This is a genomic window from Pseudomonas matsuisoli (assembly GCF_014647635.1).
Classification (GTDB): Bacteria; Pseudomonadota; Gammaproteobacteria; order Pseudomonadales; family Pseudomonadaceae; genus Pseudomonas_P; species Pseudomonas_P matsuisoli.
The window spans coordinates 462,949-481,217 of sequence record NZ_BMPO01000001.1 but is presented as its reverse complement, the minus strand read 5'-3'; the positions used below and the strand labels follow the sequence as shown (position 1 = coordinate 481,217).

General features: G+C 58.2%; 15 protein-coding genes, 1 tRNA gene and 1 pseudogene. 11 read left to right on the top strand and 6 right to left on the bottom strand.

The annotated features are described in order from the left end of the window. Positions 1-453 precede the first annotated feature (453 nt). The gene (fdxA, locus tag IEY47_RS02230; protein WP_188981499.1) at positions 454-777 is read right to left on the bottom strand and encodes a ferredoxin FdxA; all 324 of its coding nucleotides are present in this window, start codon (positions 775-777) and stop codon (positions 454-456) included. 132 nt (positions 778-909) lie between these two features. Beyond that, positions 910-3,483: a DNA mismatch repair protein MutS gene (mutS, locus tag IEY47_RS02225; RefSeq protein ID WP_188981498.1), complete on the bottom strand. Its 2,574-nt coding sequence runs from the start codon at positions 3,481-3,483 to the stop codon at positions 910-912. Between the two features lie 64 nt (positions 3,484-3,547). Between mutS and IEY47_RS02220 the strand changes: the two genes are divergently transcribed. The 3 genes and pseudogenes from IEY47_RS02220 to recX all read left to right on the top strand — a co-directional run bounded on the left by IEY47_RS02220 (position 3,548) and on the right by recX (position 5,583). Further along, entirely contained in the window at positions 3,548-4,054 is a 507-nt protein-coding gene (locus tag IEY47_RS02220; RefSeq protein WP_188981781.1) for a CinA family protein, read from the top strand. A gap of 88 nt (positions 4,055-4,142) precedes the next feature. Further along, a pseudogene (gene recA / locus IEY47_RS02215) lies at positions 4,143-5,119 on the top strand (recombinase RecA). Between the two features lie 2 nt (positions 5,120-5,121). Further along, positions 5,122-5,583, top strand: a complete 462-nt coding sequence (recX, locus tag IEY47_RS02210) for a recombination regulator RecX (protein ID WP_188981497.1) — start codon at positions 5,122-5,124, stop codon at positions 5,581-5,583. Positions 5,584-5,945: 362 nt separating this feature from the next. Here the strand turns inward: recX and IEY47_RS02205 are convergent, their stop codons facing one another. Beyond that, positions 5,946-6,347 carry a PA3611 family quorum-sensing-regulated virulence factor gene (locus IEY47_RS02205; RefSeq protein WP_188981496.1) on the bottom strand — a complete coding sequence of 134 codons (402 nt, stop codon included), beginning with the start codon at positions 6,345-6,347 and terminating at the stop codon, positions 5,946-5,948. A gap of 136 nt (positions 6,348-6,483) precedes the next feature. Between IEY47_RS02205 and IEY47_RS02200 the strand changes: the two genes are divergently transcribed. Together IEY47_RS02200 and erdR are read left to right on the top strand one after the other, a co-directional pair. Further along, positions 6,484-7,200: a tRNA-uridine aminocarboxypropyltransferase gene (locus tag IEY47_RS02200; protein ID WP_188981495.1), complete on the top strand. Its 717-nt coding sequence runs from the start codon at positions 6,484-6,486 to the stop codon at positions 7,198-7,200. A gap of 234 nt (positions 7,201-7,434) precedes the next feature. After that, positions 7,435-8,085: a response regulator transcription factor ErdR gene (erdR, locus tag IEY47_RS02195; RefSeq protein ID WP_188981494.1), complete on the top strand. Its 651-nt coding sequence runs from the start codon at positions 7,435-7,437 to the stop codon at positions 8,083-8,085. 1 nt (position 8,086) lies between these two features. Here erdR and IEY47_RS02190 read toward each other — a convergent pair whose 3' ends face one another. Then, positions 8,087-9,013, bottom strand: a complete 927-nt coding sequence (locus IEY47_RS02190) for a LysR family transcriptional regulator (RefSeq protein WP_188981493.1) — start codon at positions 9,011-9,013, stop codon at positions 8,087-8,089. A gap of 160 nt (positions 9,014-9,173) precedes the next feature. Between IEY47_RS02190 and fpr the strand changes: the two genes are divergently transcribed. Beyond that, positions 9,174-9,950, top strand: coding sequence for a ferredoxin-NADP reductase (gene fpr, locus IEY47_RS02185; RefSeq protein ID WP_188981492.1), 777 nt, complete (start codon positions 9,174-9,176; stop codon positions 9,948-9,950). A gap of 55 nt (positions 9,951-10,005) precedes the next feature. Here fpr and tsaA read toward each other — a convergent pair whose 3' ends face one another. Both tsaA and dinB read right to left on the bottom strand, forming a co-directional pair. Beyond that, on the bottom strand, positions 10,006-10,704 hold the full coding sequence (gene tsaA / locus IEY47_RS02180; RefSeq protein ID WP_188981491.1) for a tRNA (N6-threonylcarbamoyladenosine(37)-N6)-methyltransferase TrmO: 699 nt from the start codon (positions 10,702-10,704) through the stop codon (positions 10,006-10,008). Positions 10,705-10,737: 33 nt separating this feature from the next. Continuing rightward, on the bottom strand, positions 10,738-11,793 hold the full coding sequence (gene dinB / locus IEY47_RS02175; protein WP_188981780.1) for a DNA polymerase IV: 1,056 nt from the start codon (positions 11,791-11,793) through the stop codon (positions 10,738-10,740). Between the two features lie 190 nt (positions 11,794-11,983). Between dinB and IEY47_RS02170 the strand changes: the two genes are divergently transcribed. The 5 genes from IEY47_RS02170 (at position 11,984) to IEY47_RS02150 (ending at position 18,214) form a co-directional block, all read left to right on the top strand. Beyond that, positions 11,984-12,060: transfer RNA gene (locus IEY47_RS02170), tRNA-Met, on the top strand. A 453-nt stretch (positions 12,061-12,513) separates the two neighbouring features. Next, positions 12,514-13,599, top strand: a complete 1,086-nt coding sequence (locus IEY47_RS02165; RefSeq protein ID WP_188981490.1) for an endonuclease/exonuclease/phosphatase family protein — start codon at positions 12,514-12,516, stop codon at positions 13,597-13,599. Between the two features lie 197 nt (positions 13,600-13,796). Then, positions 13,797-16,448 (top strand): bifunctional lysylphosphatidylglycerol flippase/synthetase MprF, encoded by a 2,652-nt coding sequence (gene mprF / locus IEY47_RS02160; protein WP_188981489.1) that lies wholly within the window; start codon positions 13,797-13,799, stop codon positions 16,446-16,448. Positions 16,449-16,456: 8 nt separating this feature from the next. Next, positions 16,457-17,728 carry a virulence factor family protein gene (locus tag IEY47_RS02155; RefSeq protein WP_188981488.1) on the top strand — a complete coding sequence of 424 codons (1,272 nt, stop codon included), beginning with the start codon at positions 16,457-16,459 and terminating at the stop codon, positions 17,726-17,728. 237 nt (positions 17,729-17,965) lie between these two features. Then, a complete protein-coding gene (locus tag IEY47_RS02150) occupies positions 17,966-18,214 on the top strand; it encodes a hypothetical protein (protein ID WP_188981487.1) in 249 nt (82 codons plus the stop codon). The last annotated feature ends 55 nt before the right edge of the window (positions 18,215-18,269 follow it).

The following is an 18,269-nucleotide window of genomic DNA, read 5'->3' as shown; positions in this document are numbered from 1 at the left end:
AAGCATGCCGCCCAGCTTCGTGAGTACATGCTGAAATTTGGATAATTAGTTTCTTAAAATCAGTAGGTTAGAGGACTTCAAATGACTGGGAAGTGCCTGGTACCTGTAAATGGCGGGATTGCCGGCATCCGGGGAATCATTAATATCGCATCTGTGTCCAAGGACGACGCAACCGGCAGGACGCTGGTAGGAATGCCAACTGGATATGGCACATCAGGAAGATGGTGGAGTTAAAGGACAGGGACAAAAGGTGGGCGGGGTCAAACCCGCCCCTTTTTTTGCCCAAAAAAAGCCCACAAGTGCGTCACGCTGTTCACTGCGATGAAGCCTGCCGATCCATGAGAGCGGGAGCGCTTGCATCGCACACATGGCTCACGCTGGCAAGAAGAAAACGCAGTGCAGGCTTTGAGTGAATAGCTTTATCGCAAAGGTGGGCTTCGATCCGGGAGCGCCTTAGCGCTCCAGATGTTGCAGTTTGTCCTTCTTACCGTCCCACTCTGCCGCATCCGGTAGTGGATCTTTACGCTCGGTAATGTTGGTCCAGACTTCCGCCAGTTCCGCATTCAATTCAACAAAGTTCTGCATCCCGTCTGGCACTTCGTCTTCGGAGAAGATCGCCTGGGCCGGGCACTCGGGTTCGCAGAGCGCGCAGTCGATGCATTCATCCGGATGAATGACCAGGAAATTAGGGCCTTCATAGAAGCAGTCCACCGGGCAGACTTCCACGCAATCGGTGTATTTGCACTTGATGCAGTTGTCGGTGACGACGAAGGTCATTCAGATTCTCTCCTCGGGCGGTCGATCGCTGTCTACGCAGCAGGTTCGACCGGAATACGATCGCATCGGCTCAGGCTGTGGGACCGGCGATTCTTAAGCGCGCGGGATTCTATCAGCTTGTTTGAATCTATGTCAGATCCGCTGCTTCCATGCATATAACAATTCGAGCGCTTGGCGCGGCGTCATGTTATCGGGCTCCATACGGTCCAGTTCATCCAGCACAGGGTGGGGAAGCGCGGCGAAAAGATCGCTTTGCAGAGGCGCCGGCGGGCGGCCCGGCTCAGTGCGCAGAGGTTGGTGAGGCAGGCTCGTCGTTTCCAGGCGAGCCAAATGTTCACGCGCTCGGTCGATCACGCCATTCGGCACCCCGGCAAGCTGGGCGACAGCCAAGCCATAGCTTTGGCTGGCCGGGCCTGGCAGTACGTGGTGCAGAAAGACGATTCGTTCTTTGTGCTCGGTCGCGCTGAGGTGGACGTTAGCCACCAGCGGCTCACTCTCAGGCAGAACCGTAAGCTCAAAGTAATGCGTGGCGAACAGTGTCCATGCGCGTAGCTTGGCGAGGTGCTCGGCTGCAGACCACGCAAGAGAGAGGCCGTCGAATGTGCTGGTGCCGCGACCCACTTCATCCATCAGGACCAAGCTACGGTCCGTGGCGTTATGAAGGATATTCGCGGTTTCGCTCATTTCCACCATGAAGGTCGAGCGCCCGCCCGCGAGGTCGTCGGACGAACCGATACGCGTAAAGATCCGGTCGACGATCGAAAGCTCGCAGCGAGCAGCGGGCACGAAGCTGCCGATGTGTGCGAGAAGAACGATCAAGGCGGTCTGGCGCATATAAGTGGACTTACCACCCATGTTCGGGCCGGTGATCACGAGCATTCGCGTGTTCTGGTCAAGCTTGAGGTCGTTGGCGACGAATGGCGTTTCCAGTACCTGCTCGACAACAGGATGACGCCCTTGCTCGATGTTGAGACAAGTGTCTTCAACGAAGGTCGGGCGGCTGAAATCCAGGGTCAGGGCGCGTTCGGCAAGGTTCGCCAGTACGTCCAACTCCGCCAGCGCAGCAGCCGTCTCCTGAAGCGGAGCCAGCGCCTGGATCAATGTCTCCAGGAGTTGCTCGTAAAGCATTTTTTCTCGGGCCAGCGCCCGACTTTTCGCAGACAATGCTTTGTCTTCGAATGCCTTCAATTCTGGGGTGATGAAGCGTTCGGCTCCTTTGAGCGTTTGCCGACGGATGTAATCGACTGGCGCCTGTTCTGCTTGGGTACGCGGTAGCTCGATGTAGTAGCCGTGGATGCGGTTATATCCGACCTTGAGGTTGGATAGCCCGGTCCGCTCGCGCTCGCGAACCTCCAGGTCCATCAGGAACTGCCCGGCGTTTTCGCTTAGCGAAAGGAGTTCGTCCAGTTCGGCGTCGTATCCCATCTTCAATACGCCGCCATCGCGGATTACCGCTGGGGGATTGTCGACGACAGCACTCGCTAGCAACGCCGCTAGCTCTGGATATGTACGGATACTTTCTGCGAGCTCACCCAGATGCGACGCAACCAGCTCGCGCATGTTGTGCTGCAGGTCGGGAAGCACCGACAACGCGTCACGCAGTCTCGCCAGGTCACGCGGGCGCGCGTTGCGCAGGCCGATGCGCGCCAGAATGCGCTCTACATCGCCAATCTCTTTGAGAAGTGGTTGGAGATTTTCGAAACGGTAATGTTCGAGTAGGCAGGTGATCGAGTTTTGCCTGGCCTGAAGAATCGAGTGGTCGCGCAACGGGCGGTTGAGCCAGCGCGTCAGCAGGCGGCTACCCATTGCGGTCTGGCAGCGATCTACGACGGATTGCAACGTATTCTCGCGCCCACCGGACAGGTTAGTGTCCAATTCAAGGTTTCGACGGCTCGCACCGTCCAGGATGACCGTGTCACCAAGCCTTTCGTGGCGAAGTCCGCGCAGGTGCGGCAGGGCAGTGCGCTGGGTTTCCTTCGCATACGAAAGCAAGCAACCTGCAGCGCCAATCGCCAGCTTGAGCCCCTCGCAGCCGAAGCCTTTGAGATCCTGGGTGCCAAACTGCTGGCAAAGGCTCTTATGGGCACTGTCCCGGTCGAAATCCCAAGGCGCACGACGTCGAACGCCACGGCGTTTTTCCGCAGGCAAACCCTGCGGCCAGTCATCGGGAATGAGCAGCTCAGCCGGGTTGAGTCGTTCCAGTTCCGCCAGCAGACTTTCCCAAGCGGACATTTCCAGCACGCTGAAGCGCCCACTGGCAATATCCAGGACCGCCAAACCAAACAATCGCTCATCGCCCACCACAGCGGCGAGCAGGTTGTCGCGGCGCTCATCCAGCAAGGCTTCATCGCTGACGGTGCCCGGCGTGATGATGCGCACCACCTGGCGCTCTACTGGACCCTTGCTAGTGGCGGGGTCGCCCGTCTGTTCGCAGATGACCACGGACTCGCCGAGTTTGACGAGTCGGGCAAGGTATCCTTCGGCCGAATGGAACGGAATCCCCGCCATGGGAATGGCGCTGCCCGCGGACTGGCCCCGCGCTGTAAGCGTGATGTCCAGCAAGCGAGCCGCCTTCTTCGCATCTTCGTAGAAGAGTTCGTAGAAGTCGCCCATTCGATAGAACATCAACTGGTCGGGATGTTGGTTCTTCAGCCGCCAATATTGCTGCATCATCGGGGTGTGATGGCTGAGATCGCTTTGACTCATTTCCGGACCTTGCGCACAAAAGCCGCTAGTGTACGGTATCCCCCTGGCCCGCTTAACCCCGGAGATGGCAGTGGACGAAATCAATCAGCTTTCAACACAGCTCGGCGCTTATCTTCAACGGCTGGACGCGCAGGTCGCTACCGCCGAGTCGTGCACCGGTGGCGGTATTGCTGAGGCGATAACGCGTGTCGCAGGCAGTTCGGCCTGGTTCGAAGCCGGCTACATCACCTATTCCAACGCACAGAAAACCGCGCAGTTGGAAGTGCCGGAAGCACTCTTTTCAGCTCCGGGGGCCGTGAGTCGCGAGGTTGTCGAATCGATGGCGCGGGCGGCGCAGCGCAAGAGCGGGGCGCGGTTTTCAGTCGCGGTCAGTGGCATTGCGGGGCCCAGCGGTGGATCGCCGGAAAAGCCTGTGGGGACCGTCTGGCTCGCGTGGACCGACGGGGCGCGGCTCTATGCACAGCGGCATTTGTTCGAGGGGGACCGTGCGGCCGTCCGCCATCAGACGATATTGTGCGCATTGCACGGTCTTTTGCATCTTTGTGCAGGAGAAATTCCTGGGCAGGGGTAGGCGACTGGTTGGGCATGTGCTCTAATACTGTCTACTTATACAGTTATTTCGTGGCCGTGGGCCCGCTCGAACATACGAGGTTATCTTGATGGATGAGAATAAAAAGCGCGCGTTGTCCGCTGCGCTGGGTCAAATTGAAAAGCAGTTTGGCAAGGGCGCGGTCATGCGCATGGGCGATCACGATCGCCAGGCTATTCCAGCCATTTCCACCGGTTCGCTTGGGCTCGATATCGCGCTTGGCATAGGCGGACTGCCTAAAGGGCGTATCGTCGAAATCTACGGTCCAGAGTCCTCGGGTAAAACCACGCTTACGCTGTCGGTCATCGCCGAAGCGCAGAAGCAGGGCGCGACCTGCGCGTTCGTCGATGCCGAGCACGCGCTCGATCCCGATTACGCAGGCAAGCTAGGCGTCAACGTCGATGACCTGTTGGTGTCACAGCCTGACACTGGTGAACAGGCTCTTGAAATTACCGACATGCTGGTCCGCTCTAACGCAGTCGACGTGATCATCGTCGATTCCGTGGCAGCACTGGTTCCGAAGGCGGAGATTGAGGGTGAAATGGGCGACGCCCACGTAGGTCTCCAGGCGCGCCTGATGTCGCAGGCGCTGCGTAAGATCACCGGTAACATCAAGCACGCCAATTGCCTGGGACTGGGGGTAATGCGCTCAAGTTCTACTCCTCCGTTCGCCTCGATATTCGCCGTACAGGTGCGGTCAAGGAGGGAGATGAAGTCGTCGGTAGCGAGACGCGAGTAAAAGTCGTCAAGAACAAAGTGGCACCGCCTTTCCGTCAGGCTGAATTCCAGATCCTCTATGGCAAAGGCATTTACCGCCATGGCGAGGTCATCGACCTGGGCGTCCAGCTCGGATTGCTGGAAAAGTCCGGTGCTTGGTATAGCTATCAAGGCAACAAGATTGGGCAGGGTAAGGCGAACGCAGCCAAGTATCTGGCAGACAATGCTGAGATAGGTAATGGCATCGAGAAGCAGATTCGCGACAAGCTGTTGGTGTCGAGCAAGAAAGCGGAAACCCCAGTAGACGACGTGGCTGACGTCGACGTCTGATCATGGCTGTCATACTCGACACGCCCGTGGCAGTTCGGCGTGCAGCAATGGATTTGCTTGCCCGCCGGGAGCATGGACTTGTCGAGCTTGGGCGTAAGCTGCGCCAGCGTGGGGCGCCCGAGAATCTCATTGAATCTGAGTTGGCGCGATTGGCGGAGGAGGGTCTCCTCGATGAGTCCCGCTACCTCGAAAGCTACATAAGCAGTCGCGCCCGCGCGGGCTATGGTCCGGTGCGAATACGTGAAGAGCTCGGCCAGCGAGGTCTGCCAAGAGATAGGGTCGTAGTTGCACTCGATGAAGCCGACATTGATTGGGCCGATGGGCTTCGTGAAGTCTGGCGGCGCAAATTCAAATCTCTGCCGCAAACTCCTCAGGAACAAGCCAAGCAAGCGCGGTTTCTTGCCTATCGAGGATTTTCACTTGATCAGATCGGTCGGTTATTCAGGGGCCGCCTGGATGAATGATCCGGCTAGGAACTGCGAGCGTTGACGATCCGGGCCGCAATGGTCGAAGCGCTCTTTGCGGCGCTGCGTCAGGTTTTCTAGCGCCATAGCTCGTGCTCAAGTTGAGCCGCGCTGTCGTCGTACACCCATTGCGCCATCCCCAGATGCTGTTTTCCCGCGCGCAACTTCGCTCTTCACGCGTAGCGCTGTTCGTTCAATCCAGCTGGGCAGCATTTTCCTATGGGCGAATTCTGCGAGCAGAGAGCGGTGCGGGCTGTGGTGAGCACGGCCCGGAACGCATCCCGCAGAGGCATCTATTGAAGCAAGCCGCGTTACGTGTTCGGGCTGTCGTGTTTCGGATTACCGTAGTCCTTCAGCTCGAATCAGGCGCCGCAATCCGACTTCGTGAACCGCTCTCGGCTGATGGGGCTATTACTTTGGTATTCGCTGAATTCGTATCGAAGCGTCGCACCGCGGTCCATTAGCTGACGAAAGCCTGAGTTGTTGCAGACGCTACGCGAGAGTTGTTCACGCATTGAGCCTTTGTTAGCGCGCATTTGCTCCGCGTGAGCGGGGAGCACGCTCAAGTGGTTCACCAGCTCACTACCATCGACGGTATAGCCACGATCCAGGATATTTTCGTTGATGGCGCGAGGTGTTCCAACACTGCTTTCCTTGGCGACTTTGTTCAACAGCTCGCCTAACTCCATTTCCTTTAATGATGCTGCATGTACGGCAGGCAAGGTCAGCGCGAGGAAAAGAGCGGTGAAAGTAACGCGGCGCATGTTAGGCCTCCATGAAATTAAGCGAGTCAGGTTCGACCATAGTAGAGTCTCGATGTTCTCACGGTTGGCTACGCAAATGCCCGGTGAGATGAGTAGCGCATCCTGCGCTTATTGTTTATCAGAGCGGGGCACGTTCGTGGTTCATGCGGTAGCGAAGTTACGAGCCCAGCGGCTCGCTCGGGCAATCAAGCCCTTTCGGGCGCGCGGCTCGCGGACGGATCGATGCGAAGGATGCCGGGTGCTGCGCAGCCATTGCTTTTGTAGCATGTGCCCAGTGGTGTCCAGTCGTGCGGGTGTCTGCTTATTGATGCACGATGTGGAACCGCTCAAACCCAGTAATACGGGCTGGCTCATCGCGGATCTCGTGTCTGACACGTTCGCCTTCGGATGGTCGCGGACCTCGGTGGATGCTGCACTGCTGCAACTTCTGGATGATCCACAGTGGCAGCCGTTCGTAGTCTTTCCGGGCGAATTCGTTGAACCCAAGCGCGTTATGTCTTCCGTCGATGGGGCCGGAAAATCCTCGCGGCGTCCGCTTTTCATTCTCCTCGACGCAACCTGGACCGAGGCGCGCAAGATGTTTCGCAAGAGTCCATACCTTGATCGGTTTCCTGTGCTCAGCCTGCAACCTGAGCAGCTCTCCCGATATCGCCTGCGTCGTTCGAAGCGAGAGGACCACCTGTGTACCGCTGAAGTGGCGGCGTTGTGCCTCGAGCTGGCAGGCGATGCACGTGCCGGGCATGCATTGGATGCCTACCTGGACTTGTTCAGCGAACGCTACCTGCTGGCAAAACGCGGTCTGCCTGTAGATGCCGAGAATGCCACCCATGCCGCGGTAAAGGCGTTTTTGTAAGGCAGTTGTTTTCCGGCATCTCCGTAGCCCGTACAGCTTACCAATGTATGGTTGGTCCTGCCGGCCATGGCGAGTTCCTCTCTGTCGTTCACTTGACCCCGCAAGGCCTGCTCGTCATGCTGCGTCCGCAAAAGCATCAGTGGATGTCGTTGACAGTCGCTGCTCCGGTGTCGACGGGATCAACAGTCCGATGCTGAGGTTTGGCCTTCAAAAAGAACAATCAGGGAAGCCCTAATGGCCGGTTACGACATACTCATCGCGGATGATCACCCGCTGTTTCGTAGTGCGATGCGGCAGGCGCTGACGTTGGGGATCGGGCAGGCTGCACGCCTCACCGAGGCCTCGAGTATTTCAGAACTCGAATTACATCTCGGGAAGAAGGGCGATTGGGATCTGGTGCTGCTGGACCTCAACATGCCGGGCGCTTACGGCTTTTCCGGGTTGGTTTTGTTGCGCGGCCAGTACCCTCAAGTGCCGGTCGTGATGGTATCTGCCGAGGAGGAGCCTGCAGTGATGGCGCGCGCCCGTGAGTTCGGTGCGATCGGTTTCATTCCAAAATCGAGCGCGCTCGAAGTCATTCAGCAGGCCGTTCAAACCGTGCTAGATGGCGATGCTTGGTGGCCTAGCCAAGCCCTGGACGCGGTGGACGTCACGCCAGAGGCGCGGGCTGCGAGCGATGGCCTTGCGAGCCTGACACCACAGCAGTTTCGCGTTCTAACCATGGTGTGTGAAGGGTTGCTGAACAAGCAAATCGCTTATGAGTTGAGTGTGTCCGAGGCGACGGTCAAGGCGCATGTAACAGCGATCTTTCGAAAACTTGGCGTTCGAACGCGTACCCAAGCTGCCTTATTACTGCAGCAGCTGGAGTCCATTCCTGGCGCTTGAATCAAGCGAACGGCGGAAGGTCGATTTCATGGCTGCGCGAAACGCCTGCCGTCATTGTTCGGCATTGGTCGAGAAACTCAGCCATCGCGGCTGTCTGGTATTTCTGTCGGTGCCAGATAAAAGAGAATTGCCGGCTAAGGTCGATTTCCGGGGTTTCCAAGGGCACCAAACTGCCGCGAAGGAACGCGTCCCTGAGGGCCAGTCTTGATATGCAGCCAATGCCAAGGCCTGACTCCACCGCACGCGTAATCGCCTCGGTGTGTTCGAGTTCCAGGCGGACATCCAGGCGCGAGCGGCAGTGCCGCATCGCCTGGTCGAACGTCAGTCGTGTTCCCGAACCTTGCTCTCGAAGAATCCAGGCTTCCCCTGTCAACTCATCGAGTGATGCCTTGCCTTGCTTGGCCAGTGGATGACGCGGGGAGCAGAAGACCACCAGCTCATCCTCGATCCAGTGCTGCATCTCTACTTCATCGTGATTGCAATCACCCTCAATCAGGCCGAGATCAAGCTCATAGTGGAGAATCTGCTGGACGATATGCGCGGTATTTTGCACCTGAAGCTTCACTTGGCATTCAGGGTGCCGCTGCATGAACTCGCCAATCAGTCGGGTTGCCAGATAGTTACCGATGGTAAGCGTTGCTCCCACGACAAGCGAGCCGTAGCCACTTTTACCATTGAGCAAATCCTCTATTTCCCGCGCCTGATCGAGGAGGGATACTGCCTTGGGTAAAAGCTGTGAGCCCAGAGCGTTGAGGCTGAGCCTCTTTCCCGCGCGGTCGAACAGCAGGCAGCCACTTTGCCGCTCGAGCTCTGCTAATGAAGTACTGGCCGCTGACTGGGATAAAGCCAGCGATTCAGCTGCTCGTGACACACTTTCCTGCCGGGCAACGGCTGCAAACACCTGAAGCTGGCGCAAGGTAAAACGCATATCTATATAACCGATTAGCTATATCGTGATAATTCACTTAACAGATATTCTGGACGACCTTAGAATCGCTGGCAATCTCGCCCTGATGTATTCGTCGTCGAAGTATCTACGTGATAGCTAACGACGGTGCTCGGGCTTCCGAATGTTATGAGAGGAATCGATGAGCAATCTGAACGTTGAGCGCGTGCTCAGTGTGCACCACTGGAATGACACCTTGTTCAGCTTCAAGACCACCCGCAATCCGGGTTTGCGTTTTGAGAACGGTCAATTCGTCATGATCGGTCTGGAAGTCAACGGCAAACCTCTGATGCGTGCCTATTCGATTGCCAGCCCTAATTATGAAGAGCACCTGGAGTTCTTCAGCATCAAGGTGCCGGACGGTCCGCTGACGTCGCGCCTTCAGCATCTGAAGGAAGGCGATGAGCTTATGGTTAGCCGTAAGCCTACCGGCACCCTCATTCTCGGCGACTTGCTGCCGGGTAAGCACCTCTACCTGCTAAGCACTGGCACTGGCTTGGCGCCGTTCATGAGCGTCATACAGGATCCGGAAGCGTATGAGCGCTTCGATAAGATCATTCTGATCCACGGCGTGCGCTATGCGAACGAAGTGGCCTACGAAGAGTTCATCACCGAGCATCTGCCTCAGAACGAGTTCTTCGGTGAGGAAGTTCGCAATAAACTGATCTACTACCCGACAGTTACGCGTGAGCCGTTCCGCAACCAAGGCCGCCTTACCGATCTCATGCGTAGCGGTAAATTGTTTACCGACATTGGTCTGCCTCAGATCAATCCGCAGGACGATCGTGCAATGATCTGTGGCAGCCCAAGCATGCTCGACGAAACAAGCGAAGTGCTGAACAACTTCGGGCTGAAGATTTCCGCGCGAATGGGTGAGCCAGGGGACTACTTGATCGAGCGGGCTTTCGTCGAGAAGTAAGCCGTCGTCTTCCTAAAAACCCGCCTTATTGGCGGGTTTTTTGTGGGTCTGCCGATCAGGATTGCGCCACCACAACTTCCAAAACGGTAATCGCATTCGGGGTTGGATAGTGCCAGCGCACATCGACGTCCCAGAGGCGTGTTCCGTAACGTCTATCCGGCGTGGGGTGTTGATAGGCCGGACGGGGATCCTGTGCAAGGCACTGGGTGATGAGCTCTTTAAGAGGCTCGGCCAGGCGCCGGGCGTGTTCCTCGGCTTGGCGCTCCGCCTTTTGATCCCAGCGCACTTCGATAAGGTTAGGCGCTGACATTGCCAGGGTATTCGTGGCGCTTGGGACACAGTCCGCATATGGCACGTAGGGCTTGATATCAATGATGGGTGTCCCATCGAGTAGATCGATTCCCGACAGCATGAGTTGCCCGGGCTCTACGGCGTCGAGCTTCACGACTGATTGCCCGATGCCATTCGGGCGGTGTGTCGCGCGGCTGGCGAAGACGCCAATGGACTGGTTTCCGCCCAGTCGAGGTGGGCGCACCTTGAGCCGTGGTTTTTCTTCGAGCGTTTGGTGGAACACGAACAGCAACCACACGTGGCTTGCTGCTTGCAGCCCTGCAACTGCTTCGGGCTGGTCGAACGGTGGAAACAGCTCCAGCCGCCCACGTGCGGCCGTCGCCAGTTGCGGCTGGCGAGGGATGGCGAATTTTTCCTTGAAGCATGAGTGGATGATGCCGACCGGGTCGATGGTGTAGGTCATGGAAATCTCATTTATGCATTCGACGAATCAAGGTCATTCGCCAAACAGATCCAGTTGCTCGCCGAGATGGCGTAAGTCAGTCAGGCGAACGCCGACGCCGATCAGGCGCACCGGCCGAGCGCCACGAGCGAAGGCGGCGCCCAGCAGTCGAGCATACGTCTGTGTATCGAAGCCGGCGCCGGTCTGTTCCAGCGTCGTTTGAGTGAAGTCGTGAAACTTGAGCTTCACGAAAGGCTTTTCGGGACGGTAGCTTCTGTCCAGTCGGCTCAGGCGCGTTTGCAGCTCGTCGAGCAATGGCGGCAATTGCGCAAGGCAGGCGTCGAGATTTGGCAAATCCCGATCATAGGTGTTTTCGACGCTGACCGACTGGCGTCGGCTATCTACTTGCACGCTCCTCTCGTCCACGCCGCGGGCAAGATTGAAAAGACGTTCCCCGAAGCTGCCGAACTCTCGTGCGAGCGTCCGCCGATCCCATTGCCGAAGATCGGTACAGGTAATGATGCCGAGGCGCTTAAGCTTTTCTGCGGTCACCTTTCCCACGCCGTGTAGCCGGTCGACCGGGAGCGCTGCAACAAATTCGTCGACGTGGTTCGGTGCAATGACGAAGAGCCCATTAGGCTTACGCCAATCGCTGGCAATCTTCGCCAGAAACTTGTTCGGTGCGACGCCGGCAGAGACCGTAACGCGCAATTCCTCCCAGGTTCGGCGGCGAATGTCCTGCGCGATACGGGTAGCACTGTTATCGAAATGCGGGCTATCGCTGACGTCGAGAAACGCTTCGTCCAGCGACAACGGCTCGATCACGTGGGTGTAGTCGCGAAAGATCGCTTGTATTTCTTTGGATACCGCACGGTAAACATCGAAACGCGGTTTGACGATCAGCAGGTCAGGGCAGAGCTTCATCGCGTGGCGCGACGACATGGCTGAGCGCACGCCATACGCTCGCGCTTCGTAGTTGCAGGTCGCGATCACGCCGCGTTTTTCCGCCGAGCCGCCTACCGCGAGCGGGCGATCGGCAAGCCGCGGATCATCGCGCATCTCGATCGCCGCGTAGAAACAGTCGCAGTCTATGTGAACGATCTTGCGCAGCGGTCCGGCCTCATCGGTGGGTGAGCGCCTTTATTATGAAGGGTCCGGCGGTAGATAGCAGCCTGTTAAAGGCTGAACCCCCGGCAACGCAGGATTGCGTCTCGAGTGTGTAAACGGTTGAGCGATAAGAGACTTTTTGAAAATCGCTATTGACACAGTTGCGGATGGCTGTAGAATGCGCACCCACAGACGCGGGATGGAGCAGTCTGGTAGCTCGTCGGGCTCATAACCCGAAGGTCGTCGGTTCAAATCCGGCTCCCGCAACCACCTTTAAGCAATGGCCCTGATTGTGAAAGCAGTCGGGGCCGTTTGCTGTCTGGCGTTTGGTTTTATCCTGAACGTTCCGGGCGTGTGCATTCACGCGGCGTGAGCCGCTGCCACCTTTAAGATGCATGGCCTCGTCGTTCGATGAGGCATTTCGACTGCTGCAAATGCGCGGTCATCCTGCTTGCGTATGCTCAAACCGTCCTGGTTGCTCCTTTTGCTGGCATGCGTCACTTCAAACAGCGAATAGATGTCACTTCGGTAGGTGGTGGTCCGCGCTGTGAGCACCGTGATGGCGTGATCTGTTCGTATCCGCTTAGGCGCGGGGCCTATGCCAGTGGTCATTGAGTCGGAGCATCGATTTTGAACGTTTCGATCGGTGGTCTAGCCCAAGTGTCGGCTTTTTAGTTTTTTCGTTCCTGCCGGACGCGAGCGCGGCCTTATTTTGGGAGAAATATGAGAGAGGGAATCTTCGGTACGCTGACGCTTTTTATGGTGCTACTGACGTTGCTGCCGCTTTGGAAACACCCGGTATGGTGGGTGCGAAGCTGGGACTTTCCACGATTGCAGCTCTGCAGCGTGGCCTTTGGGCTTCTGATCGGCCAGGCAATCTTCTTTTCTCATGCTGAGCCGTTACGCGTGGTGACGATTGCGCTATGCGCGCTCTGCCTGGCTTATCACGCCTGGTGGATCATCCCCTACACACGGATGTGGCGGCACGAGGTGAAGCCCGCGCTGGAATCAGAAGACCATCCGCGCATCTCCGTCATGACCGCTAACGTACTTACGCCCAATCGCAACGCCGAAGGGTTGCGTGCGCTGGTGCAGGAGCACCAGCCCGACGTGCTGGTCACGTTGGAAACGGATGCGTGGTGGGAGGCACAATTGTCATCGCTCGAAAGCGCCTATCCCTACAGCATTCGTTGCCCACTGGATAACCTGTATGGCATGCATGTCTATTCTCGTTTCCCGCTGGAGAATGCGGAAACGAGCTTCTTGGTCGAGGACGACGTGCCCTCAATGCACGCGTTGGTCGTCATCAGCGAGCAGTTGAAAGTACGTATGCATTTTCTGCATCCCGCGCCACCAAGCCCGACGGAAAACGACAGCTCCACCGAGCGTGATGTCGAGTTGTTGATCGTGGCCAAGAGCGTGAAAGACGATCCGGGGACGCCGATTATCGTGACGGGCGATTTGAATGACGTGGCTTGGTCAGCCAATACCCGCTTGTTTCGCAAGACCAGCGGATTGCTTGACCCACGTGTTGGTCGCGCGATGATCAATAGTTTTCACGCCAAATACTGGTTTTTGCGCTGGCCGCTGGATCATCTTTTTCATAGTCACCACTTCCGCTTGGTACGCATTGGACGGCTGCCGGCGTTCGGGTCGGATCACTTTCCGGTTTTGGTGGAGCTGCAGTATGCGCCTGCGCCCGAGCAGCAGAGCCTGCAATCCGACGCAGATGACGAACAGGCGGTGGCGGAGAAGGTCGCGCAGAAAGACGCCAGCGCCGAAGATGTACCAGAGCCCGAAAAACGTTGAGCCGTCTCGAAGGGCCCCCGACGCTTAGTATCCGATTGATTGGGGGAAGGAAAGGGCGCTTGGCGTGCCAAGCCTCACACGGGCTATGCTGGGATTAATGCCGTGGCGGCTCCGCCACCCATTGCGTTCAGTTTCAGTTCAAGTTAATCGCGCTGGTGAGGCGCACCATACGCACGCGCGGTACCACGAGAGATTACATGAGCGCTTCCGAGTCAGGCCCCGGTCATTCTTCTGTTCATCCTGCTGAAACCTCCATTACCGCGCCGCTTGCCTTACCATGGCGATTGCTCGAACGGCTGACGGCGTATCGCCGGCCTATCGAACTAGGCGCGATGTTGCTGCTGTTCGCCGTAGCGCTTCTGGTCTGTCATCGATTGCTTTCGGATATCAATCCAGTCGCGCTGCATGAAGCCGTCACGGCCATTCCGAAATGGGCGATTGCCGGCGCATTCGCGGCAACGGTGTTTGGCTATCTAGCGCTGCTTGGCTACGAATGGTCTGCCGTACGTTTCGCAGGTGTGTCGATGCAGGCAAAAACCTGGCTGCTGGGAGGGTTCACGGCATTCGCGATTGGCAACACCGTCGGGCTCGCCATGCTATCCGGCGGTTCGGTGCGCTATCGCCTCTATTCGCGAAGTGGACTTAGCGCGCTACCGATTGCACGCATGACGGTATTCGCAAGCTTGTCATTGGGCCTGGCGCTGCCACCCTTGGCTGCGGTCGCTGCGTTGAGCGACGTCTCCGGCGCTGCGGTTGCGTTAGGCATCTCGACCACTACGGTCGCCGCCGTCTCGACGGCGATTCTGCTGGGCTATGGCGCATTGCTTCTGCTGATCCGGATGCGCCGATTGCCGGAAAAACCGTCCCCGGAAAGCGTACTCGCGCGGTTGGGGCGTATCACGGTACGCCTGCCCACCTTCCGGTTGGCCATGCTACAGCTCCTGATCACGACGCTGGATGTGTTGGCAGCGAGCACGGTGCTCTATTTATTGCTTCCGGAAACACCGCCGTTCGGCGCGTTTCTGCTGGTGTATCTGCTGGCACTCGCGGCGGGTGTCTTGAGTCATGTACCCGGTGGCGTCGGCGTCTTCGAGGCAGTGTTACTGGCAGCGTTCGCCGGCCAGATCGGCGCGGCGCCGCTGGCTGCCGCGTTGTTGGTCTACCGGTTGATCTATCTGCTGATTCCCTTTCTCGTTGCTTGCGTGATGCTGCTGTTCAACGAAGGCCGTCGCTTTCTTCCTGGACGGTCTGCCATTCGCATCGCTTCTGGATTGGCGGCGCCGGTGCTGGCACTGATGGTGTTCGTAGCGGGCGTGGTGCTGTTGTTGTCCGGCGTGACGCCATCGGCTGATAACCGCCTCGACATCCTCGACTTCGTTGTGCCGACGTCGCTGATCAGCTTGTCGCACTTGGGCGCTAGCTTGATTGGCGTCGTCTGCCTGCTACTGGCTCTTGGGCTTCGGCGTCGGTTGTCGGCCGCGTGGGGTTTGACGCTGTGTTTGCTGGTGCTGGGCGCTGCGCTTTCATTGCTCAAGGGGCTCGATTGGGAAGAGGCGAGCTTGATGATGGTCACGGCGGCGCTGCTCGTCGTGTTTCGGCGATCCTTTTACCGGCGTAGCCGTCTGGTGGAGGTACCGTTTTCACCGCTCTATGTGGTCGCGAGTCTTTGCGTGATCGGCGCATCCATCTGGCTCTTGTTCTTCGTGTACAAGGACGTGCCCTACGATAGCCGGCTCTGGTGGCAATTTGCGTTGGATGCAGACGCGCCGCGCGGGCTGCGTGCCGCGCTCGGCAGCACGGTGCTGCTGTTGGCGCTATCGCTGGGCTGGCTAATGCGCGCCGCGCCTCCGCTCATCAAACGCCCAGATGACGAAGATCTACGACGCGCGTTCGCGATCGTGCGGGCATCCAGTCAGCCCGATGGCGGGCTGGTGATGACGGGTGATAAAGCGCTGCTGTTTCACGAGAGCGAAGAGGCCTTCCTGATGTACGGGCGGCGCGGTCGTAGCATGATCGCGCTGTTCGATCCGGTGGGTAAGCCGCAGGCCCGCGCCGAATTGATCTGGAAGTTCCGTGACCTGTGCGACCTGCACCATGCGCGTCCGGTCTTCTACCAGGTGCGGGTGGAGAATCTGCCGTTCTATATGGACATAGGCCTGACCGCCCTCAAGTTGGGAGAGGAGGCTCGGGTGGATCTGGCGGCGTTCGATTTGGACAGCAAGGGCAAGAAGGATCTTCGCTACACCTGGAATCGTGGTCAGCGCGATGGGCTGGCGCTTGAATTCCATGAGGCGGGTGAGGCCCCCCTGGGGGAGCTGAAACAGATTTCCGACGTCTGGCTGGAGAGCAAGCAGGTTCGTGAAAAAGGGTTCTCGCTGGGACGCTTCGATCCGGACTATCTCAAGCACTTCCGCATGGCGGTGGTGCGCTTCGAGGGTAGGGCGGTCGCGTTCGCTAATCTGCTGGAAACCGATCGCCTGGAGCTTGCAAGCATCGATCTCATGCGCGTCGCAGCCGATGCGCCGAAGCTGACGATGGAATTCCTGATGCTCGGGCTGATCCTGCATTACAAAGCCAAGGGCATTGCCCGCTTCAGTCTCGGCATGGTGCCGCTGTCCGGGTTGCACCCTCGCCGGGGTGCACCAATTACCCAGCGTTTGGGGGCCATGGTGTTTCGCAGGGGCGAGCAGTTCTACAACTTTCAAGGCTTGCGTCGTTTCAAAGACAAATTCGATCCCGAATGGGAGCCGCGTTACATGGCAGTGCCCGCCGGCCTTGATCCGTTGGTGGCGTTCGCTGATACCGCCGCATTGATTGCGGGTGGATACACCGGTTTGGTCAAGCGCTGAGGTTGGCAATGCGTAAAGTGCTGATGGTATTGGTCGTGCTCTTGGTTGCAGCGTTCTTGACTGCGCGTTGGTGGGCGCAACGCTGGCCGACCGAGGCCGGCGTGCAAAAATTGGAAGGCGGATACTCGCTGGCGATTCCGGCTGGGGAACCACATCGCTATGTGATCGTCGCGTCTCCAACTGATCAACAACTATCGGAATCGGATCTGCTCTCGTTGAGCCAGCAAACCGGTGCGCGTCTGCTGCAGTTCACATTGCCGGAAGGTCAGAATTGTGCGGCCAACCAGCAGCGGCTGTCGGCGGCCATCGAGCAACTGGGGCGAGCGCCTGATTGGGTGGCCGGTATCGGTGCTGGCGGCGCGCTGGCGTGGCGCTGGTTGGCGAATCAGCGCGATCATCGCAATGCCTTGTCGGTGGGCCTGCAGATCGAAAAGGCCGATTGCGATGCGGCATTACCGAAAAGCGCGAGCAAAGGACGTTGGCATCTGGTTTGGAACGACAATCCAGGAAGCGAGACCGCTGTTTTCGTTAGAAACCAGCCGAATGCCGAGACCACCATCAGTGACTATGGCACCTCGCTCAAGGCGCTTCTGCTCGACGGGCTCCGGCAGCAATTGCAGGGTCGGCAGAGCAACGTTCCTACCATCGAAATTACCCCTGAAAAGCCCGATGCGGCGCGGGCGAGCACGGTCACCATTTTCTATTCCGGCGACGGCGGTTGGCGCGACCTCGACCACGACTCCGCAGAGACCATGGCTCGACACGGCTATCCCGTCGTGGGTGTAGACGCACTGCGTTATTTCTGGGAACACAAATCGCCGGAGCGGATCGCTGCCGATCTGGCGGTGCTCATGCAGCAGTACCGCGAAAAATGGGGGGCAAAGCACTTCGTCCTTGCTGGGTATTCGTTTGGCGCGGATGTGTTGCCCGCTGTCTATAACCGCTTGCCGGCCGAAGACCAGTCGCAGGTTACGACGATGCTGCTGCTGGCGTTCGCACGGAGCGGCGATTTCGAGATTCAAGTGTCCGGCTGGCTCGGCCATCAAGGCGACGAAGCGCTCACGGGGCCGGAAATGGCAAAGGTGCCTGCGCGGAAGGTGTATTGCATCTACGGAACCGAAGAAGCGGACACCAGTGGCTGCACCCAGCCCGGCGCCGTTGGCGAAAAGCTAGAGCTTCCAGGCGGACACCACTACGACGGCAATTACGACCGGCTGGCGCAATTCATGATGAAAGCGATTGAGGCACGAGCCCCCGTAGAAAACGCAGTGCAGCCCTGAAACCGCTCAACATCAGTCATTACAGCCCGCATGACGCCTGAAGGAAAAAGGTCTAGACGCATTTACCACTGGTCACTTGCGGTGGACGCTCCGCAAGGTCGTGCGGCATTCTGCCATGACTTGCGCACATGCGCGGCCGGGTCCCCGCGCAGCGGTGAGGCCGGTGCCGTCGGCCGGATTGTCTTTCCTGTACAAACGGTCAGCGCGGTTCTCTGACCCCATTTTGTTGTGATGCTAATGACCGAGCGCGAACTATTGATGATCGTATCCCGAGCTGTTCAGCACGAGGATGTCCCAGAATTTTCGCCCGCGCGCACGGGTGCTTTGTTGTTCGATACCATGATCGCTGAATGGGAGCGGTTGAGCAGTGAGGGTCGCGAAAGCCTAACGCTCGTGCTTGGGATGATGGCGAAAGAGCTGACGGCCGAAGCGAAAGCCGAGCGCACGACTGCGCAGATCATCGAGCGGCTACAGCGCGCTAATTGAGGCTTTTGGGCCTGGCCCACGTCCTTTGCCTCGTTGATTGCCTCGACAGCCCGCT